Source organism: Halorussus marinus (genome assembly GCF_004521895.1).
In the GTDB taxonomy this organism is placed as follows: Archaea; Halobacteriota; Halobacteria; order Halobacteriales; family Haladaptataceae; genus Halorussus; species Halorussus marinus.
In genome coordinates this window covers 65970-91521 of sequence record NZ_SBIR01000008.1, presented here as the reverse complement: position 1 = coordinate 91521, position 25552 = coordinate 65970, and the positions used below count along the sequence as shown (strand labels likewise).

Below are 25552 nucleotides of genomic sequence, written 5' to 3'. Positions count from 1 at the left end.
GACGACCGAGAACGCCCGAATCGTTTTCCCGAGCGGGAGACGAACGATCTAGTATGTACGAACGCATACTCATTCCGACCGACGGAAGCGATGCGGTCGACCCCGCCGTCGAGCGAGCCATCGACCTCGCGTCGACGTACGACGCGGAGCTCCACGCGGTGAACGTCGTGAACCTCGCGTCGCTGTCGACCGAGATACACACGCCGGCGGTCATCGAGTCGTTCGAAGAACAGGGCGAAGTGGCGGTCGAGGCTATCGCCGAACGGGCGGCCGACGCCGGCGTCGAGGACGTGGCGACCGAAGTGATCCACGGCACGCCACAGCGGACGATCCTCGACTACGCCGACGACCACGACGTCGACATGATCGTGATGGGGACTCACGGCCGGTCGGGGCTGAATCGCTACCTCCTCGGGAGCGTGACCGAGAAGGTGGTTCGGACCGCCGACGTGCCCGTCCTGACGGTGCGAACGAGCGAGTCGACCGAGGAGTAGCCCGCCGTCTCGGCGCCGGGGCCGACCCGCCGGCTCAGTCCTCGGCGGCCTCGGCGACCGCGGGCTCGCCGTGTTCGACGTCGGTGCCGAGCACGTCGAGGAACTGCGAGAGCCACTCGACGTGGTCGCCCCAGTCCCGGCCGGTGACGAGGTTACCGTCGGTGGTCACGCCGTCGTAGTACTCGCCGCCCGCGCCCTCCACGTCGGCTTCGAGCGCGGAGTACGCCGAGCAGGTCCGACCCTCGATCACGTCGGCCGCCGCGAGGATCTGGGCGGCGTGACAGATGGCCGCGACCGGCTTGTCGGCCTCGAAGAAGTGGCGGACGGTCCCCAGCACCTCGTCGTGGGTCCGGAGGTACTCGGGCGCGCGCCCGCCGGGCAACACCAGTCCGTCGTACGCCGCCGGGTCGATCTCGTCCATCGCGGCGGTCACCCGAAAGTCGTGGCCCCGCGACTCGACGTACGTCTGGTCGCCCCGGAAGTCGTGGACCGCGGTCTTGACCGTGTCGCCCGCGTCTTTCTGGGGGCAGACCGCCTCGACCTCGTGGCCGACCGCCTGAAGCGCCTGAAACGGCACCATTATCTCGTAGTCCTCGCCGTAGTCGCCGACGATCATCAGTAGCCGCTTGCCGGACATAGTGACAGGTACTACCACCCACAGGACATAATAGCTATCGCCGGTCACCGCTCGCGTCCGGAGAGCCACCGCGCCAGCCGACCGATCCCCACCGAGAGCCGCCCGAACAGGAGCTTGAGCCGGTCCTCGATCGGATCGGGGAAGTACCGGGCCGAGGCGACGAAGCGCGCGATCGGACCCACGGGGTACCGGGCCCTCGGGTCGGCGTCAGTCGCCGCCCGGAGGATCTCGGCGGCGACCCGCTCGGGGGTCACCGCGAACCGCTCGCTACCGACCCCGACGCCGCGTTCGAGCACGGCGTACGTCCCGGCGTACTCCGCGGTGCGGTCGTCGGGGTCGGGGAGCCGATCGCGGGCGGCCGCCGCGAAGTCGCTCGACACCCACGCCGGTTCGACCGCCGCCACGCCGACCGCGTCGGTCTCCATCCGGAGCGCGTCGGTCAGCCCCCGAAGCCCGAACTTGGCGGCGCTGTACGCGCCGAGCCCGGGGAACGCCGACCGCGAGACCACGCTGGAGACGTTCACGATCGTCCCGCCGGTCGCCCGGAGGTGGGGCAACGCCGCCCGGGCCATCCGGCGCGGGCCGTGGAGCACCACGTCGACCTGCCGGACGGCGGCGGCCTCCAGGACGTCCTCGATCGGCCCCGGCGCGGCGTAGCCCGCGTTGTTGACCAGACAGTCGAGCCGACCGGCGGCCTCGACCACGCGCTCGACGCCGTCGCGACACGCCTCGGGGTCGGAGACGTCGAGCCGGAACGTCTCGCAGTCCGGGAGGCCCGCCAGCCCCTCGGCGTCGACGTCGGTCGCGTACACCCGCCAGCCCGCCTCGCGGAACGCCCGCGCGGTCGCTCGCCCGATGCCCGACGCGGCGCCCGTGATGAGGACCACTCGCATACCCGCGATTCGGGCACGGTCGGTTAGGACCTTCCGGAACGGAGCGGTCGCTCGCGGACTATCGTTCGAAAAAAACGGACAGCGCCGCCGACCGCCGACCACCGTCGAGAGAACAGCTCAGGCCGCCGCGTAGGCGTCGTCGTCGGCTTCGAGCAGTTCGTGGTAGCGGTTTCGGATCGTGACCTCGCTGACCTGCGCGACCTCGCTGACCTCGGCCTGGGTGACCTTCTCGTTGGTCAGGAGCGGCCCCGCGTAGATGGCGGCCGCGGCGAGCCCGACCGGCGACTTCCCGCTGTGGAGCCCCTTTCGCTTCGCGTTGCGCAGGAGCTCGCGGGCCCGGCGCTCGCTCTCGTCGGAGATGCCGAGGTCGCTGGCGAACCGCGCGACGTAGTCTTCGGGGTCGGCCGGCTGGATCTGGAGGTTGAGTTCGCGGACGATGTAGCGGTAGGTCCGCTTGAACTCCATCTCGTCGATCCGGCTGACGTTCGCGACCTCGTCGATCGACCGAGGCGTCCCGGTCTGTCGGGCGGCGGCGTACAGCGACGCGGTGGCGACGCCCTCGATCGAGCGGCCGGGCAGGAGATCCTCGTCGAGCGCGCGCCGGTAGATGACCGAGGCGGTCTCCCGAACGTCCTCGGGAAGGCCGAGCGCGGAAGCCATCCGGTCGATCTCACCGAGCGCCTGCTTGAGGTTGCGCTCTTTGGAGTCGCGGGTCCGGAACCGCTCGTTCCACTTGCGGAGCCGTTGCATCTTCTCGCGCTGGCGCGAACCGAGCGAGTTGCCGTAGGCGTCTTTGTCCTGCCAGCCGATGTTGGTCGACAGCCCCTTGTCGTGCATCATCTTCGTGGTCGGGGCGCCGACCCGGCTCTTCTGGTCTTTCTCGGCCGCGTCGAACGCCCGCCACTCGGGGCCGCGGTCGACGGAGTCCTCTTCGACGACGAGGCCGCAGGCCCCACAGACGGTCTCGCCGTGCTCGCTGTCGGCGACGAGATCGCCGCCACACTCCGGACAGGTTTCCTCGCGCTCGGGGGCCCGCTCCTCGTCGGTTCGTTCCTCGTTCGATACGTCGGTCTGCTCGCTGTAGCTCTGGATGCGTGTACTCGTCATGGTGGTGATGGGTGGGCGGGGACTACCGGGAGGAGGAGAAACCCTGAAGAATCTCCGGGAGTCCTGCTTCCTAACTCTCAGTAAGGGCGACAACTACTTAAAGATTTCGCCCATGTGTGTGAGTGGCGCACAGTATCGGACCCGCGAGACGCCGGCGTCGTGGCGGATTACTTCGGGATTTAGAGGCATTTCAGGCCGGTATCTCTGAGTCGACCGTCCTCGGAAGCCCGAACGCAGTTGTGTTCTTATTATGCAAAACTACCCCTCGTCGCGGAGCGACGCCATCGCGGCCTCGTCCGAGACCTGCTCGAACGACCGGTAGAACCGACCGACGGCGTCGAACTCCGGCGGCGACTCGACGCAGACGACCTCGTCGGCTTCCGCCCGGACCGTCGCCAGCGAGCGCGGCGACGCGACCGGAACCGCGAGGGTCACGCGGTCGGCCCCCGCCGCCCGGACCTGCCCGAGCGCCGCGATCGCGGTCGCCCCCGTCGCGAGGCCGTCGTCGACCACGAGGACGCGCCGGCCGTCCAGATCCGGGAGTTCGTCGGTTCCCCGATAGCGAGAGAGCTTCTCGCGGGCGAGCTCGGCTTCCCGGCGGCGCTCGCGCTCGAAGTACGCGTCGGTCGCGCCGGTCGCCGCCACGAGATCGTCGTTGCGCCACGCCGTGCCGTCGCTCGCCACCGCGCCGAGCGCGACCTCGGGGTCGTCCGGGGCGCCGATCTTCGAGGCGACCACCACATCGAGGGGCGCCCCGAGCGCGTCGGCCACGGCGCGCGCGACCGGGACGCCGCCCCGCGGGATTCCGAGCACCACGTCAGCGGTCACGCCGCGGTCGGCGAGCGCGTCTGCGAGTCGCCGTCCAGCGTCGGTTCGGTTCTGGAACATCCTATCTGTGTGTCGCGGTACCGATTCGCATAAATCTGAGCGTGCTGGCGACGCTGGTGGCCGTCGAGAGGACAAAACCCATATAACCTAATTCGATGTACACGAGTGCATGGCGTCTGACCAGACCGGGTTCTCGCGGGCGTGGTTGGTACGCGGCGTGGTGTTGGTTCTCATCGTGTCGCTGATCGCCCCCTCCGCGGTCTCCGCGTTCACCTACGAACCGACGAACCTCCAGAAAGGAACGATCGAATCGCCGGCCGACGGAACGACCGTCATCTCGATACAGGGATTCAAGTTCGCCGGGCAGTCGAACGGCAAGAAGCCCGCTCGCCTCGTCGGGGTGGGGCCGCAGGGCGACGTCGAGTGGATCCACAACGGGTCGAACAACGACGTGACGTGGTTCTACGACGTCGACCCGCTCGACAACGGGAACCTGCTGGTCACCGGCACCAGAAAGGGCGGAACCACCATCTACGAGTACAACCCCGAGACCGACGAGCGGGTCTGGGCCGAGCGCTTCGACGACGTTCACGACACCCACGACGCCGACCTCATCAACAACGGCACCGAGTTGCTGGTCGCGAACATGCGCAACTACAACACGACCAGCGAGACCAACGAGGATCGGATCTTCATCTACGACCGCGAGCAAGGAGAGATTACGTGGGAGTGGCAGTTCGACGACCACACCGACTGGACCGAAGATCAGGGCGGGACGTACGCCGCCGAGGCCCCGAACAACGACTGGACCCACGTCAACGACGTCGACAAGATCGACGACGGCCGGTATCTGATCTCGCCGCGCAACATGGATCAGGTGATGGTGATCAACCGCTCCACCAAGGCGATCGACATGCGCCTCGGGAGCGACGACGACTACGACGTGATGCACGAACAGCACAACCCCAAGTACCTCGAAAGCGAGAACGGGACGCCGACCATCACCGTCGCCGACAGCGAGAACGACCGGATCGTCGAGTACGCCAAGCGCGACGGCGAGTGGAAAGAGACCTGGAAGCTGGGGTCGAGTCAAGTGTTCAACTGGCCCCGCGACGCCGACCGGCTCCCGAACGGGAACACGCTGGTCGTCGACTCGAACAACCAACGCATCATCGAGGTCACGCCGACCGGCGAGGTCGTCTGGGAGTTCTACGCGCCGTGGGCCCCCTACGACGCCGAGCGCATGCATCTGGGCGACGAGCCCGACGGCCCGACCATCGCCGATCAGGACGCCGAAGGCGAGTACACCGTCAACGGGAGCGCGGGACTGACCCCCGGCACCGGCGACCGGCTGACCTTCTCGCAGTGGATGAGCAGTTCGTTCGCCGGCACCGCCATCAGCGGCCCGGTCGACGCGTTCGCGAACCGCTGGTCGAAGATCGCGCCGTGGATCCGGCCGGTCTGGATGGGACCGTGGGACTTCGTGGGCGTGGTCGGCGCGGCCCTCCTGCTGGTCGGCTGGGGGCTGGCCGAACTGCTCTACAACCGTAATCGCATCACGAACGGCGTTCGCGAGCGGCTCGCGTAGCCGCCCGCCGGCGGGTCGTTACTCCCCCGTATTTCGCTGTCGAAGCCACGAGTCGAGACAGCCGTCGCTACAGAAGTGGTACGTCGTCGCCGTCACGTCGCCGAACTCGTTCACCGCGTCCTCGCGGAACATCGGGTGGGCCTCGAACAGATCGGTGAGTTCGCCGCACCCCACGCAGGCGGCGTACTGCGAATCGGCCTCCCCGTCGAAGGCGCCGTACAGTTCTGGCATGCGACCGCTACGCCGGCCCCGGCCGTAGCTCTGTCGCCCGGGTCGGTCGCCGGCGGTCAGTCGGTCGCGGGCTCGGCCGGCTCCTCGGACGCCGGATCGGACTGGCGCCGGTCGAGAAACTCCATCACGGGGTAGGCCGCGATGCCGTGGACGAACACCGACGTGAGCACGACGAACCCCAGAATCGCCCAGAGCTTCTCCTGGGCGATGAGGAGCTGAATCTCGCCGAACGACGCCTCGTTCAGCGCGTACGCGAGGTAGTAGAACGACCCGATCCCCCGGATGCCGAACGACGAGATGACCAGCCGTTCGCTCCACGGGACCGACGCGCCGAGCAGGCCCACGAGCCCCGCGAGCGGCCGGACCACGAACAGGATCGCCAGCCCGACCCCGGCGTCGGTGAGCGTCAGGGGGTCGAGCAGTCCGCCGACGATCGCCCCGCCGAACAGCACCAACACCACCGCCATCAGCAGTCGCTCGATCATCACGCCGAAGTCGTGGAGATCGACGTAGTAGTCGTGTTCCCACTCGTAGTGGCGCAGTTCGAGGGCCGCGACGAACACCGCGATGAAGCCGTATCCGCCGAGGATCTCGGTGACGCCGTAGGTCACCAGCGTCGCGGTGAGCGCCTCGGCGCCGGCCATCACGTCCGCGAGGTCGGTGGTCGTGGTGAGTTCGAGGTCCGTCTGGGTCCCGAAGACGACCCGGGCCAGTAGCTGTCCCAGCACGTAGCCCATCACGACGCCGACGAGGATCTCGTAGGCGACCGCCAGCACCGCCCAGTCGACCAGCCACCCCAGCGACGCGGTGCCCGATGCGCCCGCCATCGCGATGGCGAGGTAGGTGAACGGGAACGCGAGCCCGTCGTTGAGCCCCGCCTCCGAGGAGAGCGCGAACCGGACCTCGTCTTCTTGGTTCCCCGGATCGATCTCGTCGTCGGTCTCCTCGGTCGGCTCGGTCGCGCCCACGTCGGAGGCCAGCACGGGGTCGGTGGGTGCGACGATCGCCCCGAGCAGGACCGCGGTCGCGGGGAGAGTTCCGACGACCCACAGCCCGAGCGCGGCCGTGACGAAGATCGTCAGCGGCATCACGATCAGGAGGAGCCGCCAGGTCAGCCCCCACGACCGGAAGCTGAACGGCCGATCGAGCTTCAGCCCGGCCCCCATGAGCGCGACGATGACCACGAGTTCGGTGAGCCGCTCGGTCACCGCCGGGTTCGCGACCGGGTCGGGCGCCGGGACCCCGATCGGGAGCGCGAACAGCACCATCCCGGCGATCACGTAGAGGATCGGGAACGACAGCGGCTTGTCGGAGACGAGCCGCGGCAACACGACGGCGCCGAGGACCGCGAGCCCTACGAGTATCTGGACGATTGCGTAGGTGGCCATTTTTCTCTCAGTGTATTACAGATCCGGGTAAAGCTCCGTCGGCCGTTCGAGCCCCGAGCAGGAGGCCCACCGCGGCGAGCACTTCGGCACCCGGATCGCCAACCCCGACTTCCGGACGTTCGCCGAGAGCTTCGGCGTCGAGGCCTACCGCCCCGACGACTGGCCGGGGCTGACCGCGGCCCTCGGAGCCGGGGTCGAGGGCGACGAGACGACCCTGATCGAGGTGCCCTTCGAGTGAGTCAGCGGTCGGCGTCCAGCGCGGCCGCCCGCGACTCGGCGGTCGCGGCGATCGACGCCGGCGCCGTGAACGCGATCCGGACCTCGTCGCCGCGGTAGTCGACGTCGTCGACCGACGCCCGCTCGTAGAGCCACGACACGAGTCGCATCGCGTCGTCGCCGCTCGGCGCCGCGATCTCGACCGATCGGCGCTCGGAGAGCGCTTCGGAGATCCGGGCCCCGAGCGCGTCGAGGTTCTGGCCCTCGATTGCGCTCACCGCGACCGGGTCGGCCGGGAGCGGGGCGTCGGACGCGGCCGCCACCTCGGCGACCGCCTCGCGGCGCGCGGCCAGCTCGTCGGGATCGAGCAGGTCGGCCTTGTTCAGCACCGCGACGAGTTCGCCGTCGGCGTCGGCGAGGCGGTCGCAGGTCGTCGCTAATTTCGTGCGGAGCCGGGCGGGCGGGTCGCCGGCGTCGGCGACGACCGCGACGCACTCGGCGCTCGCGGTCACCGACAGCGTCCCGTGAAACGACTCGACCAGCTCGTGACTCAGTCCCTCGACGAACCCCACGGTGTCGGTCACTAGCGTCGGGCGGCCGTCGATCGTCGCCCGCCGGGTCGTGGTGTCGAGCGTCTCGAACAGCCGGTCTTCGATCTCGGCCGTGGCGTCGAGGTCGGCGTGGTCGGGGTCGCGGGCCGAAAAATCGAGGTCGTCGGCGAGCCGGTGGAACAGCGTCGACTTGCCGGCGTTGGTGTAGCCCGCCAACGCGACGTACTCGAACCCCTCCTCGCGGCGCCGGTCGCGGCGCGCGGCCGCCTCGTCTCCGAGCGCCTCGATCTTCCGGGTCAGTTCGTCGAGTCGGTCGAGCACGTCGTAGTACCGGGTGCCCGACTCGGTGCGTCGGTTCATCGCCTGTTCGTCGCTTCGCTCGCGGATGCGCGGGAGCCGCCACGCCAGTTTGGCGCGCTCGACCTGCAGGGTCGAACGCCTGTCGCCGGCCCGCGCCTCGAAGATGTCGAGCACGAGCCGATGGCGGTCGAGCACCCGCGTGCCCTCGGGGCACAGCGCGGCGAGTTCGACCGTCTGGGTCGGCGTGAGTTCGTTGTCGAAGACGACGGTGTCGGCGCCCGTCGCCGCGACCGTCTCGGCCAACCGCTCGGCCTTGCCGCGCCCGAACTCGTAGGTCGAGTCCGACCCGCGGCGCTGGGTCAGTTCGGCGACGACCGCGTAGCCCGCCGACCGGGCGAGCCCGCGGATCTCGTCGGTGTCGATGGTGCCGGCGTCTGCGCGCTTCGCGACGACTGCGTCTCGTGATTGCATGGATGTGTGGTGTGCGGTGGCGTTCGCTCGTCGCTACCCCGACAGTTCGCTACGACCGACTGGACCTGCGGACTCAGACCGGGGTCCGCGAGGGGAGGCGACGGCGCCACGCGAGCGACTCGACGGAAGTCACGGACGCGGCGCTCGGGCCTCGGAGCCACGGATGAACCCGGTCACCGCGAGAGGAGAACGGTCTTCATACGACCTGTCACGGTGTTGTCGGGTGACCGGGATAAGCGTTGGGGCGACTGCCGGCCGATCGGGAACTGCGGCGGCGTCGGGACCGCGCTCGGTGGCCGACGTTTCTCCGCGGACTCGGGTGATAGGCACTCTTTGTCGGGTCGCAAGCCGTCACTACCGTCAAAAGATACTTAGCCGATTTCGCCGAACGTTCCCACGAGATTCCGCGCGGGGGGTCGCGCGGGGGAGTGGGGAATTTCATGACACGAACACGAACGAGTGTACTGTTGACGGTGCTTCTCGTCGGTGCGTCGCTGACGGCGGGAGTAACGAGTGCCGGAATCGGGTATCAGGCGCAGGACGACGACGCCGACGAGGTGGCCGTCGAATCCGACGAAGTGTTCTGGCAGGGCCAGTTCCTGGAGCTGAGCGCCGGGGAGGCGAACGCCAGCGAAGTGTGGTCCGTGCGGAACGTCGACGACGGCGAGGTCGGCGGACTCGTCACGCAGGTCTTGCTCGACGACTCGGGCTCGGCGACGTTCGGCACCAGCGGGCTCGACGGCCAGTACGTGGTCGTCGACGAGCAGGGCGAGCCCGTCGCCTTCGAGAACGGCACCGCCGTCGGACGGGCGGACGTGAGCGGCGCCGACTGGGAGGTCGCGGTCCAGACGCTCAACGCCACCTTCGACGAGACGACGGTCCGCAACGACGACAGCGACGACGCCAGAGCCGACCTGCAGATCGAGTCCAACCGGGCGGAGTACCCGCTCCGGTTTTTCTCCGAGGACATGAGCGCCGAGGAGCTCGCTGACGTGTTCGCCAACGTCGAAGTGCGGGACGGACAGGCGGTCGCCACCCGGACGGTCGGCGACGACACCGCCTTCGACGCGAACTTCAGCGGCGTCGAGGCCGGCACGTACAACGTGACGGTGGCGGCGGCCGACGCCTCGGCGCGCGACACCGCCGGCATCGTCGTCTCCGAGCCGGTCGAGGGCTCGGCGTCGCTCGCGAACGCGACCGTCGTCGAACAGCGCGGCGACGTGGCCCGGTTCAACGTCACGCTCGACGGTACCGACGAGGCGACCGTCACGGTCGGCTCGCGCGACCTCGGTTACCTCGCTCGGTTCGGCGTCGTCGACGAGGACGACGACGGGGAGGTCGCGGTCGACCTCAACACCTATCTCGCGGGCCAGCAGAACCAGTCTGGCGTCTCGGCGGTCGGCGAAGACAACGTGACCGGCTACGAGCTTCAGACCGATCCGATCCCCGGCCGGCTCGACGCCGCGACGTATCCGATCCGGACGTACGTCGGCGGCCAGCAGACCGGTGTCGGGACGATGATCCTCGAAACCGCGTCGGTCGACGGCGTGCGGGTGTGGACCGCTCCGGACGTGGGCGAGATCGAGAGCGCCTCACAGCTGACCGACGTCGTGGCCGAGGACGACGACATCGCCTATCAGGACTTTGCGATCGTGGAGCTCCGGGCCTCCGGGATCGGGGGGTACGTCGAGAACGTCTCGGAGCTCAACAACGAGGAGACGGGGCTCTCGATGGCGCTCACGCGCGGCGTCGAGATGAACGTCCCCGAGACCGAGGTGTCGCTCGATCGGGCGACCCTGATCCGGGCCGAGGACACCGATCAGCTGTTCCTGGTGTTCGACACGACCCGGCTCGAAGAGGGCGCCAGCTACACGGCGAACTTCACGGTGACCGAGCGGAACCCGTACGTCTCCGCGGAGAACGCGAGTTCGTACACCGCCAACTTCAGCGTCGTCGAGCGAACCGCCTCGTTCGACGAGCCCGTCCGAGTGTCGGCGTCGAGCGACGCCGCCGTCACCGGTAGTAGCACGGTCGCACCGGGCACCGAGCTGACCGTCGCGGTCGAGAGCGTCGGCGCCGAGCCCTTCTTCGACCGCCAGACCGTCGAGGTCGGCCCGGACGGCGCGTGGGAGGCCGCCTTCGATCTCTCGGGGGTCGCGAACGCCACCGAGTTCACCGCGACGATCGACGAGCCGGCCGCAAACGCGACCGGTGTCGTCGTGACCGACGCTGACGCCGACGCCGAGGAGACGACCACCGAGGCCGAAGACGAAGACGCGACGGAGACGACCGCGGCCGACGGTGAGGAAGACGAGACGACCGAAGCAGAGGAAACGACCGAAGCAGAGGAAGCGGAAGACGAGACGACTGAAGCCGACGCCGAAGCTGAGGAGACGACCGAAGCAGAAGAAACGACCGAAGCCGACGCCGAAGCTGAGGAGACGACCGAAGCCGACGCCGCCGAGGAGACGACCACCGAGGAGGAGGTCGCCAGCGCGTCGACGCCCGGGTTCGGTCCCGTGGCCCTCGTGATCGCGGGCGCGCTCGCGCTCGTCGTCGCGGCGCTCGTCGGCCGGCGCTGACCGCCGCGTCTCCGAGCGCCCGATTCACGCGGGGGTCGGCTCACCGAACGGTCTTGTAGGTCCGGACCGAACACCGACCCATGGGGGAGAGTACCACGAACGCGACGGTGTTCGAATGCCGCGAGTGCGGGTCGGTGTCGCTGGGCGACTCGGAGACGACCTGCTGTGGCGCCGAGATGGTCTCGGCCGACGCGACGCCGGTCGAGCACCCGGAGCTCGCGGTCGTGCTCCGGGAGGTGTTCGGCGTCTCGCGGACCGGTCTCACGATCTGTGTCTGCCTGATGGAGGCGGGCGACTCGACCGCCGCCGAACTGGCCGATCGGCTCGATCTCGATCGCAGTACCGTCGCGAGACAGCTCAACCACCTGGTCGAGATCGGCCTGTTGGACAAGCGCCAGCGACTGCTGACCGGCGGCGGCTACGTCCACGTCTACTCGCCGGTCGAGGTCGAGGAGGTGCGAGAGCGCCTCACCGTCGGTCTCTACGCGTGGGTCGCGGAGGCGCTCGATCTGGTCGAGGAGATCGACCGCCGAAAGGTGAAGGCGCTTGCCCGGTCGGACGGCGGCGAGGAGGCCGCCGGCATCTACTGGGACGGGTAGCGCTTTCGCCGGCGGTGCGCCCGCGATCGACCGAACGTGTTCGGGCATGTGCTTTCGGTGACGGCGCTCGTAGGGGACGTATGGGAACGACCGAGCACGACCACGACGGCGTCGAACCGATAACCCAGACGGTCCACGACAACTCGTGGTCGGCCAACTTGGAGCATCCCCGCCACGCCGAGAGCCGGGGCCTGCTCGTCGAGCAGGCGCTGTCGGCGATCGAGCACACCGCGCCGGGCCACCACGTCAACCTCGTGACCCACGGCGACCACGGCCACCCCGAGACGTACCTCTACGAGGCCCTCGACGCGGCCGAGGCCGATCTCGACTGGGAGTACGTCGAGCAGTGTGGTTGTGGCGGCCACGTCACGCGGGTCCACGTCGAGTAACGCTACTGGCGGACGTACAGGATCGCGATCCCGGCCACGAGGAAGAGGAGCCCCCAGTACAGCGAGTCGTACGGGAGCACCTTGAGCAGGAGGGTGACGATGCCCGAGGAGAGCAACGACCAGCCGACCGTCGTCTGATATGCCATACGAGGTAATCGGCCCGGAACACATTAGGCTTCACGGGCGCGCGAACGGATCTGACCGCCCTACGCGGAGACCGACGAGGCGGTTTCGAGGTGGTCGTCTTCCCACTCGCGGCGGGCCTCGATCTCGCGGTGGCCGCGTTCGGTCAGCGCGTAGTAGTTGGTGCGGCGGTCGCGCTGGCCCTTCTCGACCAGTCCCTTGTCGACTAACGTGTCGAGGTTGGGGTAGAGTCGGCCGTGGTGAATTTCTTTCTCGTAGTAGGTCTCGAGTTCCTCTTTGATCGCGAGCCCGTGCGGTTCGTCTTTGCCGACGACGGCGAACAACAGGTCGCGCTGGAAGCCCGTCAGGTCGTACATGATGTCTCAATTCGTATTAGTAATCGTATAATTATAAACCTGACGGCCGTTAAAATCTGTTGTTCGAGTCGGCTCGACGAAGGGGAGCGACGCCGACCGCGGCGCGCGCCCGACGGCCGCGACCGGGAGCGGGCCGAGCGTTCAGGCACCGTATAACAATACCCCGCTGTGGTGTCGTCGCTGGTAGGAACTGTCGGAGCCGGAACGTCCGGCGACCACTCACGAGTCCACCATGAAGTACCTGTTCTTCACGAACACGCCGGCGCAGGTCCACCAGTACCGCAACGCGGTCGCGGAGCTCCGGGACCGCGGTCACGAGGTGCTGGTCCTCGCGCGGGAGTACGGCTGTACCGAATCGCTTCTCGACTACTACGACGTGCCCTACGAGCGCTACGGGAGCGCCGAGACCGCGAAGTTCTCGCTGTTGCGCCAGCTCCCGAAACACTACGCCCGGATCGCGATCGCGGCGCGGCGGTACGACCCCGACTGCGTCTTCGGTCGCGGGTCGTACGCCGCGCTGGCGGGGGCGGTCGCCCGCGCCCCGGTCGTCCTCGTCGACGACTCGGAGACGACCGACCTCGACCACGCCGTCTCGAAGCCGTTCACCGACGCCTTCCTCACGCCCCACACCTTCGAGAAGGACCTCGGCGAGAACCACTACGAGTTCCGCGGGTTCAAAGAGCTCGCCTACCTCCACCCCGAGACCTACGAGGCCCAGACCGACATCCGCGAGGCGCTCGGGGTCGGCGACGACGAGCCGTACGTCCTCGTCCGGCTCAACGCCTTCGGCTCGCACCACGACGTGGGCCGCGAAGGGTTCGGCCCCGACCAGCGCCGGCGACTCGTCGAGGCGCTCGCCGAGCGCGCGACGGTGTTCGTCTCCGACGAGGGCGGCGAGATGGACCTCGCGGAGACTCCGGCCCGCCCGTACGACCTCCACCCGGCCCTGCTCCACGACGCGCTCGCGGAGGCCGACCTGCTGGTCGCCGACACCCAGACGATGGTGACCGAGGCCGCCCTGCTCGGGACGCCGGCGATCCGATCGAACTCCTTCGTCGGCGACGACGACATGGGGAACTTCGTCGACCTCGAACGCCACGGGCTCGTCTACAACCTCCGGGAGTTCGACGCGGTGCTGGCGGCCGCCACCGACCTGCTCGACGACCCCGACACGGGCGCGCGCTGGCGGCGGATCCGCGACGACTACCTCGAAGACAAGGTGAACCTCACCGCGATCGTGGTCGGCGTCGCCGAGAACCTCGATCGGCTCGAGACGGCCGCGGTCGGCGGACTGGAGCGGGTCGGGGACCTGACCCACCGCGGCGGCGCCCGCGAGAGCCCGCTCCCGTTCGACCCCGAGCGGGTCCGAAGCGACGGTGGCGAGCGATGAACGTCCTCAACCTCGTCTCGAACGCCGACGCCCGGTTTTTCGAACAGCAGACCGCGGCGCTCGAAGCCCGGGGCGTCGACTGCGAGGTGACGACGCCGCCGGGCGACCACCGCGCACGCGAGGACGTGACCGAGCGGTCGCCGGCCGACTACCTCCGGTTCGTCCCGCTGGCGGTCCGGGAGTCGCTCGACGGCTACGACCTCGTCCACGCGAACTACGGGCTGACCGCGCCGATGGCGCTCGCGCAGGTCCGTCTCCCGGTGGTGCTCTCGCTGTGGGGCACGGACCTGATGGGCGGGTACGGCTGGCTCTCGAAGGCCTGTGCGCGGTTCTGCGACGCGGTCATCGTGATGACCGACGAGATGGCCCGGGAGCTCGAGGCGCCGTGCTACGTGATCCCCCACGGCGTCGACACCGACCGGTTCGCCCCCGAGCCGACCGCGGCGGCGCGCGAGGCGGTCGGCTGGGACCGGGACGCCCGACACGTCCTCTTCCCGTACCCGCCCTCCGACGACGTGAAGGATCTGCCCCGCGCCGAGCGCGTCGTCGAGCGCGCGAGCGACCGGGTCGACGCCCCCGTGGAGTTGCAGGTGGTGTACGGCGTCCCCCACGCGGAGGTGGCGACCTACATGAACGCCGCCGACGCCCTGCTGTTGACCTCGAAGCGCGAGGGCTCGCCCAACGCGGTCAAGGAGGCGATGAGCTGTAACCTCCCGGTCGTCTCGACCGACGTGGGCGACGTGCGCGAGCGCCTCGACGGCGTCTCGCCGGCGACGGTCAGCGACGCAGACGAGGAACTGATCGCGGGACTGGCCGACGTCCTCGTGGACCCGCGGCCCTCCGACGGCCGGGCGGTGGCGCGCGAGATCAGCCTCGAACGCATGGGCGAGCGCATCGAGACCGTCTACGAGTCGGTGCTGTAGCCGGGCGGACGCCCCCCGGGCCTCGACGAGCGCCGCGGCGACGCCGACGACCGTTCTACCGAACATATTTATACCGTAAATGGTATTCTTGGGACGACTGAAACGAAGCGAGACACGGACCGTTCGCCGACCGACACGCTGTTCGACCCACTATGACCGAGCTACTCGACGACTGGACTCCCGACGAAGCGGCCACGCGCATGGCCGATCAACTCTGTGCGGGGTTTCGGGCGCACGATCGCGGGGACCGCGAGGAGGCGATCGAGGCCTTCTGGACGGTCGACTCGCGGCAGTTCCCGCACCTCGACAGAGAGACCGCCCGCCGCGCCGCGGTCGCGTACGTCGACGCCCTCTGGGCGAAAGACGAGATCGAACGCGCCCACTCAGACGGCGAAGCGATAGACCGGTCGTCGCTGGCCGACGCCGACTGGCAACCGGTCTACTCGCGATTTCGCGATCGGGCCTCGATCGCCGGGATCGACCCGACGTACGCCGACGCGAGCACGCGCGCCTGGAAGAACCACAAGATCGGCGGCGACTACTGGACGCCGATCCAGCGCGCCCAGATGTACGAGCTCCGGGCGGCGATCGGAGACCCCGAGTACCCCCACAAGCCACGCCACGGCCAGTCGGGGTTCGGTCCAGAACCCAGCCGGTACGCGCTGGCTGTCGAACTCCACGACATGCACTCGGCGGACCGCTGGAGACAGGCAAAGCGGACGATGGTGCCGTACTTCGAGCGGATACTGAGGGGCCACGACGATGTCTGAGTTCACGTCCTCGCCGGGCGAGCGCGATACGGACGGCGCCGAGCCGTCGGCCCAGGACGACCCGATCGCGATCCTCGTGGTCGACGACGACGAAGACCTCGCGGAGCTGACCGCGACGTACCTCGAACGCGCCCGAGACGACTTCGACGTCGGGACCGAGACCGGGGTCGCTCCGGCGCTCGATCGACTCGAAGACGACCGGATCGACTGCGTGGTCAGCGACTACGACATGCCCGGGATGGACGGGCTGACGTTCCTCGACGCGGTCCGGGACCGATACCCCGACCTCCCGTTCGTGCTGTTCACGGGCAAGGGAAACGAGGAGATCGCCTCGGAAGCCATCTCGGCCGGCGTGACCGACTACCTCCAGAAGGGGTCTGACACCGGTCAGTACTCGGTGCTGGCGAACCGCATCGCCAACGCCGTCGAGCAGTACCGGGCGAAGCGGGCGGTCGAACACACCCGCAAGCGGTTCGACAAGCTGGTGCACAACTCCACCGACGTCATCTCGATCATCAGCGCCGACGCCCGGTTCGAGTACCTCTCGCCGTCGGCCGAGCGAATCCTGGGCTACGACCCCGAGGAGATGGTCGGCGAGTACATCTTCGACTACGCCCACCCGGAGGACCGCCAGCAGGCGATGGAGCGGTTCTTCGAGTCGGTCCAGGACCCCGACCAGCGCCCGGTGGTCCAGTTTCGGTTCAAACACCCCGACGGCTCGTGGCCGGTGCTCGAATCCCGGGGTCGGAACCTCCTCGACGACCCCCACATCGAGGGGTTCGTGGTCAACAGCCGGGACATCACCGAGCGCAAGCGACGCGAGGAGGAGCTCCAGCGCCACAACGAGCAGTTAGAGGAGATCACGAGCGTCATCTCCCACGACCTCCGCAACCCCCTGAACGTGGCCCAAGGGTCGCTCGACATGGCGCGCGAGACGGGCGACGACGACCACTTCGACCGGATCGACCGATCGCTCCGGCGGATCGACGAGATTATCGACGACGTGCTCACGCTGGCCCGCCAGAGCCGGGACGACCCCGAGACCGAGGCGGTGTCGCTCGCGTTGGTCGCGGAGTCGGCGTGGGAGATGGTCGACACCGGCGACGCCGACCTCCGGATCGAGGAGTCGGCCGGCCTCGAAGCCGACGAGAGCCGGACCCAACAGCTACTCGAAAATCTCTTTTCGAACGCGATCGAGCACGCCGCCGACGACGGCGACGTGACGGTCCGAGTGGGACTGCTCGACGCCGGGGCCGGACGGTGCGACGACGCGCCCGCTCCGGTCGGTCGGGGGTTCTACGTCGCCGACGACGGCCGCGGAATCCCGGCCGACGACCGCGAGGCCGTGTTCGAGTCGGGGTACTCGACCGGCGAGTCGGGCACCGGGTTCGGGCTCGCGATCGTCAAGCAGATCGCCGCGGCTCACGGCTGGGACATCTCGCTGACCGACAGCACCGACGGCGGCGCGCGCTTCGAGTTCTCCGGGGTCGAACCCGCCGACGAGTAGCCGTTAGCCCGGGATTGTGGGCGGCGTACGCGCCACCAACCGCGGTCGACGAACCGACTCCTTTGCTCGACGAGCCGACGCTGTCCCCGTAGGGTGAGCCGTACCCGAGCCGCACGGTCGGCTTATACCGGCACAGACGCCGTCTACCCGACGTATAGGGAATGGAGAACAAAGGGACCGGAAACGGACCAATAACGCGAACAAATCATGAGTTTCCAGGTCCCGGAGGACGGGCGCGCGGCGCCGGCCGCCGACGCCGCCGACTCCCTCGCTACCGACCGAGTGGTCGTCGGCGTGCCGGCGTACAACGAGGAGAACGCGGTCGGAAGCACCGTCCTCGGCGTCCAGCGATACGCCGACGACGTGGTGGTCGTCGACGACGGAAGCACGGATCGGACGCCCGAACTTCTCGACCAGACCGACGCGACGGTGCTCCGCCACGACCGGAATCGCGGGAAGGGAGCCGCGATCCGGACGCTGTTCGAACACGTCGGGTCCCTCGAATGCGACGTGCTGGTCGTGCTCGACGCCGACGGCCAGCACGACCCCGCCGACATCCCGTCGCTCGCCGAGCCGGTGGTCGAGGGCGAGGCCGACATGGTGATCGGGAGCCGGTATCTCGCCCCGGAGGACGTCGACGAGACGCCGGTCTACCGCCGGGTCGGGCAGGTCGTCCTCGACTACTGTACCACGCAGGTGACCGGCACCGAGCTGACCGATACCCAGAGCGGCTTTCGAGCGTTCTCGCCCGAGGCCCTCGAGCGCCTCTCGCTGACGACCGACGGGATGGGCGTCGAGTCCGAGATGATCGACTCCGCGACCAGCGAGGGGCTGGCGATGACCGAGCGCGCGATCGACGCCCGCTACGAGGACCTCGAAGGACAGACGTACAACCCCGTCAAGCACGGCCTCGCCGTGATGGTGTTTCTCGCGCGCCTCGCGCGGCGACGCCGTCCCAGCGCCTCCCGCTCGGGGAGGAACTGATACCATGAGTCTGGAACTTCCCACCGACATCAGCGACCGCTACGAACTGCTCGCCGACGAACTCGATGGCTTCGACGACGCCGAGTCGCTCGCCCGATACGTCCTCGACGGCGCGGCCGCCGAGCTCGAACGGGGCGACGGCGTCGGCGACGCCGCCGACAGCGCCGACGACGGCGTGGTCGAAGACCGCCTCGAACAGCTTGGCTACCTCGAAAAATGACCGGCTCGGTCTACGTCTTCGGGCTCGACGGCGTGCCCCCCGAACTGGTCGAGCGCGGCATCGACGCCGGCCGACTGCCGAGCTTCGCGCGGATGGCCGAAGAGGGCACCGACGGCACCACGCGCTCGACGGTGCCGCCGCTGTCGATGATCGCGTGGAGCTCGTTCGCCACCGGGCGCAACCCCGGCAACCACGGCGTCTACAACTTCATGCTCAAGGGCGAGGGCGAGTACGGCACCGAGTTCGTCAACGCCGACACCCTCCGCGAGCAGTCGGTCCCCGTCTGGGAGTACCTCGACGCCGAGGGCCGACGGTCGGGCGTGATGAACGTGATGCCGGGGTACCCGCCCTCCGAGACCGCCGGGTTCCACATCTCGGACAACATCACCACGCCATCGACGGGGTCGTACGCGTTCCCCGAGGAGTTGCAGACCGACATCGAAGAGCGGGTCGGCGGCTACGACATCGACCCCTACGAGGGGTACGACGACGGCACCGACGAGGACAGCCTCCGGGGACTGCTCGACAACTTCTTCGAGATCGAGCGCAACCGGATCGAGGTGGCGAAGCTACTGGTCGCCGAGTACCCCTGTGAGTTCTACTCGCTGGTGTTTCAGGGCCCGGACAACGTCCTCCACGTCCTCGGCCACGTCCTCGACGAAACCCACCCCAAGCACGATCCCGAACTCGCCGAGCGCTACGGCGACAAGCCGATGGAACTGCTCAAACTGTACGACGAGTTCGTCGGGTGGGTGATGGACCGGATCGACGAGGAGGACGCCCTGATGGTGCTTTCGGACCACGGTCACGGCCCGATCTACCGGACGATCAACCTCAACTCCTGGCTCTATCAGGCCGGCTACCTCGACCTCGAATCGCGACCGTGGACCCGGCTCAAGCAGTTCGGCTACAACCACGTCTACGACGCGGTCGAGTCGGTGATGAGCGACCTCAATCTCTTCTCGAAGCTCAAGATGGGGGTCGCTCGGACCAGCGGCGACGGCGCCGGCCCGGACCTCGCCGAGTTGCTCACCATCTCTCGGAAGGACGTCGACTGGAGCCAGACGGCGGCGTTCACCGTCGCCAGCGGCGGCCAGATCTACCTCAACACCGACGACCACGACGAGGGCGCGATCCCGCCGGGACGGTACGAGGCGGTGCGCGAGCGTCTGCGGGAGGAACTGCTCGCGATCGAACACCCCGAGCGCGGCGACCGGGTGATCGACTCGGTGCTGTACGGCGAGGACGTCTACGGCGACGAGTACGACGCCACCCGGCCCGATCTGGTCTGCATGCCCGCACCGGGCTACCAGATCCAGTATCCCCAGACGATGAAGACCGACCGGGTGTTCGGCGAGCCGCCAAAGACCGGCTCGCACACCTCGATGAACGAGATGCAGGGGATCTTCTACGCGTGGGGCGGGCCCGCCAGAGACGAGTCGGGCGTGACGGTCGAGCTCCCCGACTTCGCGCCGACGGCCTGTTCGCTACTCGACGTGCCGGTCCCCGAGGGGATGGACGGGAGCGTCCGGCGGGACGTCTTCGACGTGCGGGGCGAACGCGGGCGCCTCGGCGGCAGAGTCGAGGCCAAGCGCGCGGTCCGGTCGGTCGTCGGCGACCTCTCGGCCGACTGAATCGGCCGCTTCCCGGGCGGTCGGAAACGTAATGGGTCTCCCCCACAGCCTGAGAGACGAACGACATGTCTGGGCTCTACCGCCGCCTCGACGAGTGGACCCGCGCCCGGTCGCGCCTCGAGTACGCCCTGCTGGCCGGCGTCATCACCGCGATGACGGCGCTGGCGGTCGGCGCGGTGCTCGGCGAACCGACGGCGGTCAAGGCCGTCACGCTGGGCGCGACGATGACCGTCGTCTACTACGCGTTCGATCCGAACCGGACGGGCTGAGCCCCGATCGCGGCCGAAATCGGGTCACTCCAGTTCGACCGCGACGCGTTCGCCCCTCCGCGCCGACTCGTAGGCGGCCTCGGTCAGCGCGGTCACCGCCAGCGCGTCCCGGGCGGTCGCGGGCGGCGTCTCGCCGGTCTCGACGCAGTCGACGAACGCCTCGGCCTTGTCGCGGCGCTGGTCGCGGTCGACGTACGGGAGCACCGTCGTGCTGTCGGACTCGACGCGGCTGATCTCGCGGGGCTCCCACTGGCGGCCTTCGAGGTACACCGCGCCCTCCTCGTCCCAGACGTGGACGTGCTCTCGGACGCAGGGCGCGTCGCTGTGGACCGCGATGGTGCCGTGGGCGCCGTTGTGAAACTCCACGGTCAGGATGGCCCGCTCGTCGATCCGCGAGGCCTCGTCGGCGAACACCATCTCGGCGCTGACCGCCTCGGGGACCAGCCCCGTCGTCCAGAGCACGCCGTCGACGAGGTGGCTTCCGGTGTCGTAGAGGTTCCCGCCGCCCGAGAGGTCCGGATCGGTCCGCCACTCGTCGGCAAATCGGGAGATCCAGTCCTGAGTGATCTCGGCGCTCACGTAGTCGGGGTCGAGATCGCCCGCCCACCGCTCGCGGGCCCGGATGAACGCGGGGTTGAGGTGGCGCTGGTAGCCGACCATCAGCACGCGGTCGCTCGACTCGGCGCGGTCGGCGAGTTCGCGGGCGTCGTCGAGGTCGGTCGCGAGCGGTTTGTCACAGAAGACGTGGAGTCCCCGGTCCATCGCCGCCGTGACCTGCTCGTAGTGGAGCGTGTGGGGCGTGCCGACGAGCACCGCGTCGAGGCGCTCGGTGTCGAGCATCTCGGCGTAGTCGTGGTACTGCGATCCCTCGCCGACGTGGAGGCTCTCGCCCGCGGTGTGGCGGGTCTCCGGGTCGATGTCGGCCAGCGCGGTCACCGCCGCGCGCGGATGCTGATTGAACTGGCGTCCCACCGTGGTGCCGATGTAGCCGCCGCCGATAGCACCGACTCTGAGCACGTCCGAGTTCGACATGGGGACAGCGACAACAACCCGAGTGGTAACTGCTTCGGCGAGGCGGTTCGGCCGGCCGGTCGCCGGCGGGGCCCCGCCTCGGGACTCACTCCTCGACGAAGCCGTCGACCAGACGGGTGAACCGATCGACCAGTCGCTCCGGTAGCGAGGGCGTGATCTCGGCGAGCAGGTCGGCGGTCGCCCCGGGCCGGGCGAGTTCGAGGAACACGCGGCCGTTCTCGCGGCGCTTCTCGACCAGATCGGCCGCGACGAGGTTGTCGAGGTGCCACTCGACGGTGCTCCGGGCGAGGTCGAGGTCGGCCGCGAGGGCCGCGGGCGTCGTCTCGCCCGCCGCGAGCAGGTGCGCGAGCACGTCCCGGGCGGTCTCCCGGCGGAACATCGCGAGCGCGGTCCGCTCCCAGTCGCCGTACCCCGGCGGGTAGTAGTGGGTCCGGCCGTTGATCTCCTCGGCGACGACCGACTCGGCGTCCCGGAGCCGGCGGAGGTGGTACTGGACCTGTCCCGGCGCGAGGTCGAGGCCGCGGACCACCGCGTTGAAGTGGACGCCGGGGTTGGCCCGGACGTGGTCGGCGATCGTCCGGCGGGTCGCGTTCACGACTCCCCACCCCGCGAGCCGTCGTCGCGGGCCGCCTTCCGGACGCTCCGGGCGTCGTACACCGCGGCGATCACGAGCGCGGCCATCGCGGCGTCGAGACCGTGTTCGAGGACGTGGTGGGACTCGGCGCCGACCGCGCCGGCGGCCGACAGCGCGGCCACCCCGGTCCGAGCGAGGAGCGTCGAGAGCGCGAGCGCGACCAGCAGGTACGACCGCGAGCGCCGCCGGACGAGCGCGGCCAGTGCCAGCGCGAGCACCAGCGTCGACCCGAGCGCCGCGAGGCCGAGCAGGACGATCAGTTCCGGCGACGGCCCGCCGCCGGCGTGGGCGACCACGAGCGTCCACTCGTCGGCGAACGTCATGCACGACCGTTCGGACCGCGGTCGTTTACCCGTTCCGGGTCCGGGCGCGAGACAGCGGAAACGCCGGGGTCACGCGAGCCGCGGGTCCGGGGGCTCGATCTCGGTTCCACACCGGGGACAGACGTACCGACGGCCGTCGCCCGCCGCGAACCGCCGGGTCGGACCGACGTACCAGCAGTCGGGACACCGCCGGACTGGGAGTCTGAGCATCCGTCTCCGCCGACGCGGCCGACGCCCAAAACCCCGTCGCCGACCGGGGAAGACACCGGAAACGGCGGTGTGGCTGGAGACGGAAATCGGGGACGCCGGCCGGAGCCTGAGAGAAAGCGGCAGGACCGGCCGGCCCGGCGAACACTTACCTGACTGGTCGGCGAAAGCGGTGGTATGCCGAAAGTCGCAATCATCGGCGGCGGCCCCGCCGGACTGAGCGCCGGACTGTTCACCGCGAAAAACGACCTCGACACCGTCGTGTTCGACACCGACGAGACGTGGATGCACAAGGCCCACCTGTTCAACTACCTCGGGATCGAGTCGATCGACGGCACCGAGTTCACCGAACAGAGCCGCGAGCAGGTCGAGGGCTTCGGCGCGGACCTCCGGGTCGGCGAGGAAGTCACCGCCGTCGAGGCCGACGGCGAGGGCTTTGCGGTCACCACCGACGACGGCGAGTACGACGCCGAGTACGTGATCTTCGCCACCGGAACCGACGCCGACCTGCTCGAAGACCTCGGCGCGGCGTTCACCGACGAGGACCTCGTGGACGTCGACCTCTCGATGGAGACCAGCGTCGAGAACGCCTACGCCACCGGCGCGCTGATCCGGAATCAGGAGTGGCAGGCGGTCATCTCCGCCGGCGACGGTGGCGCGGCCGCGCTCGACATCCTGAGCAACGAGAAGGGCGAACACTACCACGACTTCGACACGCCCGCCGACGCGGAGTGAGAGCGGCCTCCGATCCCGGAACTCAGAGCTCTGACCCGATCGCCTCCGCGACCGTCGCGCTCGCGGCCGGAACTTCGCGGGCCCTCGCCTCGATGGCCACGTAGTAACTGAGGTCCGGGACGAGCCAGTCGACCGGCACTTGATCCCTGTCGGCGTACTCTTCTATCTGGCGGTCCGCATACCCGAAGTCGCCGAGCGACGCCAACAGGCGGCGGTCGAGACGGGAGTGGCGCTCCGAGTCGGCGGCCGCCGCGACGGCGTCGACGGCCGCGTCCCGGATCGTTCGCACGTCCTCGATCGTCTCGACCCTGACGAACTCGCCGTCGGCGACCCGCTCGCGCAACCGTTCGAACGCGCGGACCTGCGCCAGCGTGTCGTGGACCGAGAGGACGACGCTCGCCCGCCGCCCGGTCGCCAGTTCGTCGTCGAGTCCGTCGGCGTACTCCGCGTCCCGGAGCCCCGTCAGCGCCTCGGCGATCGGCGTCCCCTCGACGTCTCGGTCGACCAGCGACGAGGCCTCGGCGTGGGGTTCGCCCGGTAGCGCCTCGCGGCGCTCGTCGAGCGTCTCGACCAGCGACTCGCCGACAGCCCGGAGCCCCTCGCCGATCGGCCGCGGGTCGCCCAGCGACGCCACGTACCGATCGTAGACGTACGCGGCGTCGTCGATCGCGGCCCGGGCGGACTCGACCTCGCCCGCGAACTCGCCGATCGCGAGCGGGTTGTCCGGACGCCGACGATACCGGCGGTGGTGTTCGCCGGCGCCCCGGAGCCGACGGCCCGCGAACCCCACCCGCTCTTCGATCTGGGCGTGGGCGAGCACCGCGCGCACCGGCGCCTGTCCCACGTAGCGCCACCGGAACTGGAACTCCTCGAGGGCCCGACGGACCGTCGGAATCGACGCCCGAACCGCCTCGCGATCGAGGTCGCCGTCGATGGCGGCCCACGCCGCCGCGGCCGCCCTGGCATCCTCGCGGGCGTCCCGGAGCCGGCCCATCGCGTCGGCGGTCGTGGTCGCCTCGGCGGCGTCGGCGAGCGCCTCGTTTGCCTCCTCGTAGAGCCGACTCACCTCCTGTCGTATCACGCCGTTCGGCACGTCGCTCTCGTCGAGCGGCGCCGGCACCGCCGAGAGGTGCTCGCGGGCTGTCGCGGCCGCCTCGTCGAGGTACGACTGCTCGACCTCGACCGGGAACCGCTCGGTCACCGTCGGCGGGTCGGTCGAGGCCACCTCCGAGAGCGCCGCGCCCTCGACCGTCGGCCCCCTGTCGTCCGAGAAGTAGCCGAACCCGTTACAGCCCGCGAGCCCGGCGCTCGCCGCGAGCGCGAGGAATCCCCGCCTCGTCGTCCGGGCGCGAGCGCCTCGCCGGGTCCGGTCGGTGGCCTCGGGGCTCATCGCTCGGCCTCCGTCGTCTCGGTCGCGTTCGTCCGGGTCTTTGGCCCGTAGTCGGGCGCCTCGGTCGTCGTTCGGTCCTCGGCGGGCGGTCGCCGCCTCACCCGACACGGCCCGGAGCCCCACGAGGAGCCGTAGCTGTTGACCTCGTCGGGGTCGAGGGGCTCGGGGATCCGGATCAGCACCGAGACGCCGTCGTGGGCGTCGGCGCGACACGACACGTCGGCGTCGCGGTGGCGGCTCCCGAAGTCGACTTCGACGTCGCGCTCGGACCACGAGACGTTACACAGTTCGAGCGTGAGACACTCCCGGACCGGCCGGGCGAGGACGTACACCGTCGCCTCGCCGAAGTCGGTGTCCGCGACGAACTGCCGGGCCGCCTCGGCGCCCTCCACGTCGGCGTATCGGAGTCGGTCGGCGTCCTCGGTGCCGGCGACGAAGCCGCGTCCGTCGCGGTGGGTCGGCGGGTCGTCGTCCGACGCGGTCTCGGTCGTAGCGTCCACGTCGCGAAACCAGACGGGCGGTCGGTTCTCGGCGTTGCGCACCGTGCGGTGGTCGGGGATCGTTCGATCGCCGTTCTCGGGCGGGACCGACGCGCTGTCGGTCGCGGTGTCGGTCACCGACTCGCCACAGCCGGCGAGTCCGGCCATCGCGGCCGTCGCTCCCTGGAGGAGGCGTCGTCGCGTCAGCGGGACCATGTTCGAGACAGGCGAACAACACTACGTTAATGCTTGGGTTCGGTCGCCGCCGAGTAGCCGGTCCC

Annotated in this window: 29 protein-coding genes; 14 read left to right on the top strand and 15 right to left on the bottom strand. The window is 69.4% G+C overall.

Annotated features, from left to right (window positions below; all coding sequences use genetic code 11):
- Positions 1–53: 53 nt before the first annotated feature.
- Complete coding sequence (locus EPL04_RS11675) at positions 54–494, top strand: universal stress protein (protein WP_134671527.1); 441 nt, start codon at positions 54–56, stop codon at positions 492–494.
- Positions 495–528: 34 nt separating this feature from the next.
- On the opposite strand, the gene EPL04_RS11670 is transcribed toward EPL04_RS11675, so the two are convergent.
- From EPL04_RS11670 to EPL04_RS11655, 4 genes are all read right to left on the bottom strand, one after another.
- Positions 529–1131, bottom strand: coding sequence for a DJ-1/PfpI family protein (locus EPL04_RS11670; protein WP_134671526.1), 603 nt, complete (start codon positions 1129–1131; stop codon positions 529–531).
- A 44-nt stretch (positions 1132–1175) separates the two neighbouring features.
- A complete protein-coding gene (locus EPL04_RS11665; RefSeq protein WP_134671525.1) occupies positions 1176–2024 on the bottom strand; it encodes an SDR family NAD(P)-dependent oxidoreductase in 849 nt (282 codons plus the stop codon).
- A 117-nt stretch (positions 2025–2141) separates the two neighbouring features.
- A complete protein-coding gene (locus EPL04_RS11660) occupies positions 2142–3131 on the bottom strand; it encodes a transcription initiation factor IIB (RefSeq protein WP_134671524.1) in 990 nt (329 codons plus the stop codon).
- Between the two features lie 258 nt (positions 3132–3389).
- Entirely contained in the window at positions 3390–4019 is a 630-nt protein-coding gene (locus EPL04_RS11655; RefSeq protein ID WP_134671523.1) for a phosphoribosyltransferase, read from the bottom strand.
- Positions 4020–4128: 109 nt separating this feature from the next.
- Between EPL04_RS11655 and EPL04_RS11650 the strand changes: the two genes are divergently transcribed.
- The gene (locus EPL04_RS11650; RefSeq protein WP_134671522.1) at positions 4129–5547 is read left to right on the top strand and encodes an aryl-sulfate sulfotransferase; all 1419 of its coding nucleotides are present in this window, start codon (positions 4129–4131) and stop codon (positions 5545–5547) included.
- A gap of 18 nt (positions 5548–5565) precedes the next feature.
- Here the strand turns inward: EPL04_RS11650 and EPL04_RS11645 are convergent, their stop codons facing one another.
- The 3 genes from EPL04_RS11645 to hflX all read right to left on the bottom strand — a co-directional run bounded on the left by EPL04_RS11645 (position 5566) and on the right by hflX (position 8704).
- Positions 5566–5778: a DUF7576 family protein gene (locus EPL04_RS11645; protein WP_134671521.1), complete on the bottom strand. Its 213-nt coding sequence runs from the start codon at positions 5776–5778 to the stop codon at positions 5566–5568.
- Between the two features lie 56 nt (positions 5779–5834).
- Positions 5835–7166, bottom strand: coding sequence for a cation:proton antiporter (locus EPL04_RS11640; RefSeq protein ID WP_134671520.1), 1332 nt, complete (start codon positions 7164–7166; stop codon positions 5835–5837).
- Positions 7167–7405: 239 nt separating this feature from the next.
- A complete protein-coding gene (gene hflX, locus EPL04_RS11635) occupies positions 7406–8704 on the bottom strand; it encodes a GTPase HflX (RefSeq protein WP_134671519.1) in 1299 nt (432 codons plus the stop codon).
- 440 nt (positions 8705–9144) lie between these two features.
- Between hflX and EPL04_RS18800 the strand changes: the two genes are divergently transcribed.
- The 3 genes from EPL04_RS18800 to EPL04_RS11620 all read left to right on the top strand — a co-directional run bounded on the left by EPL04_RS18800 (position 9145) and on the right by EPL04_RS11620 (position 12274).
- Positions 9145–11286 carry a DUF7827 domain-containing protein gene (locus EPL04_RS18800; protein ID WP_167599466.1) on the top strand — a complete coding sequence of 714 codons (2142 nt, stop codon included), beginning with the start codon at positions 9145–9147 and terminating at the stop codon, positions 11284–11286.
- Positions 11287–11366: 80 nt separating this feature from the next.
- Positions 11367–11885, top strand: a complete 519-nt coding sequence (locus EPL04_RS11625; protein ID WP_134671518.1) for a helix-turn-helix domain-containing protein — start codon at positions 11367–11369, stop codon at positions 11883–11885.
- Between the two features lie 80 nt (positions 11886–11965).
- Positions 11966–12274 (top strand): CGCGG family putative rSAM-modified RiPP protein, encoded by a 309-nt coding sequence (locus EPL04_RS11620; RefSeq protein ID WP_134671517.1) that lies wholly within the window; start codon positions 11966–11968, stop codon positions 12272–12274.
- 2 nt (positions 12275–12276) lie between these two features.
- On the opposite strand, the gene EPL04_RS18795 is transcribed toward EPL04_RS11620, so the two are convergent.
- Positions 12277–12420 carry a hypothetical protein gene (locus EPL04_RS18795; protein ID WP_167599465.1) on the bottom strand — a complete coding sequence of 48 codons (144 nt, stop codon included), beginning with the start codon at positions 12418–12420 and terminating at the stop codon, positions 12277–12279.
- A 60-nt stretch (positions 12421–12480) separates the two neighbouring features.
- Positions 12481–12774: a PadR family transcriptional regulator gene (locus EPL04_RS11615; RefSeq protein ID WP_134671516.1), complete on the bottom strand. Its 294-nt coding sequence runs from the start codon at positions 12772–12774 to the stop codon at positions 12481–12483.
- A gap of 232 nt (positions 12775–13006) precedes the next feature.
- Here EPL04_RS11615 and EPL04_RS11610 point away from each other — a divergent pair, with 232 nt between their 5' ends.
- The 8 genes from EPL04_RS11610 (at position 13007) to EPL04_RS11575 (ending at position 20471) form a co-directional block, all read left to right on the top strand.
- Positions 13007–14164 carry a DUF354 domain-containing protein gene (locus EPL04_RS11610; protein ID WP_134671515.1) on the top strand — a complete coding sequence of 386 codons (1158 nt, stop codon included), beginning with the start codon at positions 13007–13009 and terminating at the stop codon, positions 14162–14164.
- Positions 14161–15087 carry a glycosyltransferase gene (locus EPL04_RS11605; protein ID WP_134671514.1) on the top strand — a complete coding sequence of 309 codons (927 nt, stop codon included), beginning with the start codon at positions 14161–14163 and terminating at the stop codon, positions 15085–15087. Before EPL04_RS11610 ends, EPL04_RS11605 begins: the two co-directional genes overlap by 4 nt.
- A 152-nt stretch (positions 15088–15239) precedes the next feature.
- On the top strand, positions 15240–15857 hold the full coding sequence (locus EPL04_RS11600) for a hypothetical protein (protein ID WP_134671513.1): 618 nt from the start codon (positions 15240–15242) through the stop codon (positions 15855–15857).
- Positions 15850–17364, top strand: coding sequence for a response regulator (locus tag EPL04_RS11595; RefSeq protein WP_134671512.1), 1515 nt, complete (start codon positions 15850–15852; stop codon positions 17362–17364). Before EPL04_RS11600 ends, EPL04_RS11595 begins: the two co-directional genes overlap by 8 nt.
- Before the next feature lie 207 nt (positions 17365–17571).
- Positions 17572–18348, top strand: coding sequence for a glycosyltransferase family 2 protein (locus EPL04_RS11590; RefSeq protein WP_134671511.1), 777 nt, complete (start codon positions 17572–17574; stop codon positions 18346–18348).
- A gap of 4 nt (positions 18349–18352) precedes the next feature.
- Positions 18353–18568 carry a hypothetical protein gene (locus EPL04_RS11585; RefSeq protein ID WP_134671510.1) on the top strand — a complete coding sequence of 72 codons (216 nt, stop codon included), beginning with the start codon at positions 18353–18355 and terminating at the stop codon, positions 18566–18568.
- The gene (locus tag EPL04_RS11580) at positions 18565–20202 is read left to right on the top strand and encodes an alkaline phosphatase family protein (protein WP_134671509.1); all 1638 of its coding nucleotides are present in this window, start codon (positions 18565–18567) and stop codon (positions 20200–20202) included. Before EPL04_RS11585 ends, EPL04_RS11580 begins: the two co-directional genes overlap by 4 nt.
- Before the next feature lie 65 nt (positions 20203–20267).
- Positions 20268–20471, top strand: a complete 204-nt coding sequence (locus EPL04_RS11575) for a hypothetical protein (protein ID WP_134671508.1) — start codon at positions 20268–20270, stop codon at positions 20469–20471.
- Positions 20472–20495: 24 nt separating this feature from the next.
- On the opposite strand, the gene EPL04_RS11570 is transcribed toward EPL04_RS11575, so the two are convergent.
- The 4 genes from EPL04_RS11570 to EPL04_RS18785 all read right to left on the bottom strand — a co-directional run bounded on the left by EPL04_RS11570 (position 20496) and on the right by EPL04_RS18785 (position 22670).
- Positions 20496–21503: a Gfo/Idh/MocA family protein gene (locus tag EPL04_RS11570; protein WP_134671507.1), complete on the bottom strand. Its 1008-nt coding sequence runs from the start codon at positions 21501–21503 to the stop codon at positions 20496–20498.
- Positions 21504–21588: 85 nt separating this feature from the next.
- Complete coding sequence (locus tag EPL04_RS11565) at positions 21589–22098, bottom strand: winged helix-turn-helix transcriptional regulator (RefSeq protein WP_134671627.1); 510 nt, start codon at positions 22096–22098, stop codon at positions 21589–21591.
- A complete protein-coding gene (locus tag EPL04_RS18790; protein WP_135806574.1) occupies positions 22095–22460 on the bottom strand; it encodes a DUF7471 family protein in 366 nt (121 codons plus the stop codon). Before EPL04_RS18790 ends, EPL04_RS11565 begins: the two co-directional genes overlap by 4 nt.
- A 69-nt stretch (positions 22461–22529) precedes the next feature.
- Positions 22530–22670, bottom strand: a complete 141-nt coding sequence (locus EPL04_RS18785) for a hypothetical protein (RefSeq protein WP_167599464.1) — start codon at positions 22668–22670, stop codon at positions 22530–22532.
- 174 nt (positions 22671–22844) lie between these two features.
- Here EPL04_RS18785 and EPL04_RS11560 point away from each other — a divergent pair, with 174 nt between their 5' ends.
- Entirely contained in the window at positions 22845–23402 is a 558-nt protein-coding gene (locus tag EPL04_RS11560; RefSeq protein WP_134671506.1) for an NAD(P)/FAD-dependent oxidoreductase, read from the top strand.
- Between the two features lie 22 nt (positions 23403–23424).
- Here EPL04_RS11560 and EPL04_RS11555 read toward each other — a convergent pair whose 3' ends face one another.
- Both EPL04_RS11555 and EPL04_RS11550 read right to left on the bottom strand, forming a co-directional pair.
- Positions 23425–24792 (bottom strand): hypothetical protein, encoded by a 1368-nt coding sequence (locus tag EPL04_RS11555; RefSeq protein WP_134671505.1) that lies wholly within the window; start codon positions 24790–24792, stop codon positions 23425–23427.
- Positions 24789–25487 carry a hypothetical protein gene (locus tag EPL04_RS11550; RefSeq protein WP_134671504.1) on the bottom strand — a complete coding sequence of 233 codons (699 nt, stop codon included), beginning with the start codon at positions 25485–25487 and terminating at the stop codon, positions 24789–24791. Before EPL04_RS11550 ends, EPL04_RS11555 begins: the two co-directional genes overlap by 4 nt.
- Positions 25488–25552: the final 65 nt, after the last annotated feature.

What these genes read in the sequence shown, in the direction of transcription:
- EPL04_RS11650 (WP_134671522.1), top strand. Translation starts at nt 4,129, where the DNA reads ATGGCGTCTGACCAGACCGGGTTCTCGCGGGCGTGGTTGGTACGCGGC.
- EPL04_RS18795 (WP_167599465.1), bottom strand. Translation starts at nt 12,420, where the DNA reads ATGGCATATCAGACGACGGTCGGCTGGTCGTTGCTCTCCTCGGGCATC.
- EPL04_RS18800 (WP_167599466.1), top strand. Translation starts at nt 9,145, where the DNA reads ATGACACGAACACGAACGAGTGTACTGTTGACGGTGCTTCTCGTCGGT.
- EPL04_RS11555 (WP_134671505.1), bottom strand. Translation starts at nt 24,792, where the DNA reads ATGAGCCCCGAGGCCACCGACCGGACCCGGCGAGGCGCTCGCGCCCGG.
- EPL04_RS11645 (WP_134671521.1), bottom strand. Translation starts at nt 5,778, where the DNA reads ATGCCAGAACTGTACGGCGCCTTCGACGGGGAGGCCGATTCGCAGTAC.
- EPL04_RS18790 (WP_135806574.1), bottom strand. Translation starts at nt 22,460, where the DNA reads ATGACGTTCGCCGACGAGTGGACGCTCGTGGTCGCCCACGCCGGCGGC.
- EPL04_RS11560 (WP_134671506.1), top strand. Translation starts at nt 22,845, where the DNA reads ATGCCGAAAGTCGCAATCATCGGCGGCGGCCCCGCCGGACTGAGCGCC.
- EPL04_RS11625 (WP_134671518.1), top strand. Translation starts at nt 11,367, where the DNA reads ATGGGGGAGAGTACCACGAACGCGACGGTGTTCGAATGCCGCGAGTGC.
- EPL04_RS11575 (WP_134671508.1), top strand. Translation starts at nt 20,268, where the DNA reads ATGTCTGGGCTCTACCGCCGCCTCGACGAGTGGACCCGCGCCCGGTCG.
- EPL04_RS18785 (WP_167599464.1), bottom strand. Translation starts at nt 22,670, where the DNA reads ATGCTCAGACTCCCAGTCCGGCGGTGTCCCGACTGCTGGTACGTCGGT.
- EPL04_RS11580 (WP_134671509.1), top strand. Translation starts at nt 18,565, where the DNA reads ATGACCGGCTCGGTCTACGTCTTCGGGCTCGACGGCGTGCCCCCCGAA.
- EPL04_RS11585 (WP_134671510.1), top strand. Translation starts at nt 18,353, where the DNA reads ATGAGTCTGGAACTTCCCACCGACATCAGCGACCGCTACGAACTGCTC.
- EPL04_RS11620 (WP_134671517.1), top strand. Translation starts at nt 11,966, where the DNA reads ATGGGAACGACCGAGCACGACCACGACGGCGTCGAACCGATAACCCAG.
- EPL04_RS11600 (WP_134671513.1), top strand. Translation starts at nt 15,240, where the DNA reads ATGACCGAGCTACTCGACGACTGGACTCCCGACGAAGCGGCCACGCGC.
- EPL04_RS11660 (WP_134671524.1), bottom strand. Translation starts at nt 3,131, where the DNA reads ATGACGAGTACACGCATCCAGAGCTACAGCGAGCAGACCGACGTATCG.
- EPL04_RS11550 (WP_134671504.1), bottom strand. Translation starts at nt 25,487, where the DNA reads ATGGTCCCGCTGACGCGACGACGCCTCCTCCAGGGAGCGACGGCCGCG.
- EPL04_RS11610 (WP_134671515.1), top strand. Translation starts at nt 13,007, where the DNA reads ATGAAGTACCTGTTCTTCACGAACACGCCGGCGCAGGTCCACCAGTAC.
- EPL04_RS11570 (WP_134671507.1), bottom strand. Translation starts at nt 21,503, where the DNA reads ATGTCGAACTCGGACGTGCTCAGAGTCGGTGCTATCGGCGGCGGCTAC.
- EPL04_RS11675 (WP_134671527.1), top strand. Translation starts at nt 54, where the DNA reads ATGTACGAACGCATACTCATTCCGACCGACGGAAGCGATGCGGTCGAC.
- EPL04_RS11595 (WP_134671512.1), top strand. Translation starts at nt 15,850, where the DNA reads ATGTCTGAGTTCACGTCCTCGCCGGGCGAGCGCGATACGGACGGCGCC.
- hflX (WP_134671519.1), bottom strand. Translation starts at nt 8,704, where the DNA reads ATGCAATCACGAGACGCAGTCGTCGCGAAGCGCGCAGACGCCGGCACC.
- EPL04_RS11590 (WP_134671511.1), top strand. Translation starts at nt 17,572, where the DNA reads ATGAGTTTCCAGGTCCCGGAGGACGGGCGCGCGGCGCCGGCCGCCGAC.
- EPL04_RS11655 (WP_134671523.1), bottom strand. Translation starts at nt 4,019, where the DNA reads ATGTTCCAGAACCGAACCGACGCTGGACGGCGACTCGCAGACGCGCTC.
- EPL04_RS11605 (WP_134671514.1), top strand. Translation starts at nt 14,161, where the DNA reads ATGAACGTCCTCAACCTCGTCTCGAACGCCGACGCCCGGTTTTTCGAA.
- EPL04_RS11640 (WP_134671520.1), bottom strand. Translation starts at nt 7,166, where the DNA reads ATGGCCACCTACGCAATCGTCCAGATACTCGTAGGGCTCGCGGTCCTC.
- EPL04_RS11665 (WP_134671525.1), bottom strand. Translation starts at nt 2,024, where the DNA reads ATGCGAGTGGTCCTCATCACGGGCGCCGCGTCGGGCATCGGGCGAGCG.
- EPL04_RS11615 (WP_134671516.1), bottom strand. Translation starts at nt 12,774, where the DNA reads ATGTACGACCTGACGGGCTTCCAGCGCGACCTGTTGTTCGCCGTCGTC.
- EPL04_RS11670 (WP_134671526.1), bottom strand. Translation starts at nt 1,131, where the DNA reads ATGTCCGGCAAGCGGCTACTGATGATCGTCGGCGACTACGGCGAGGAC.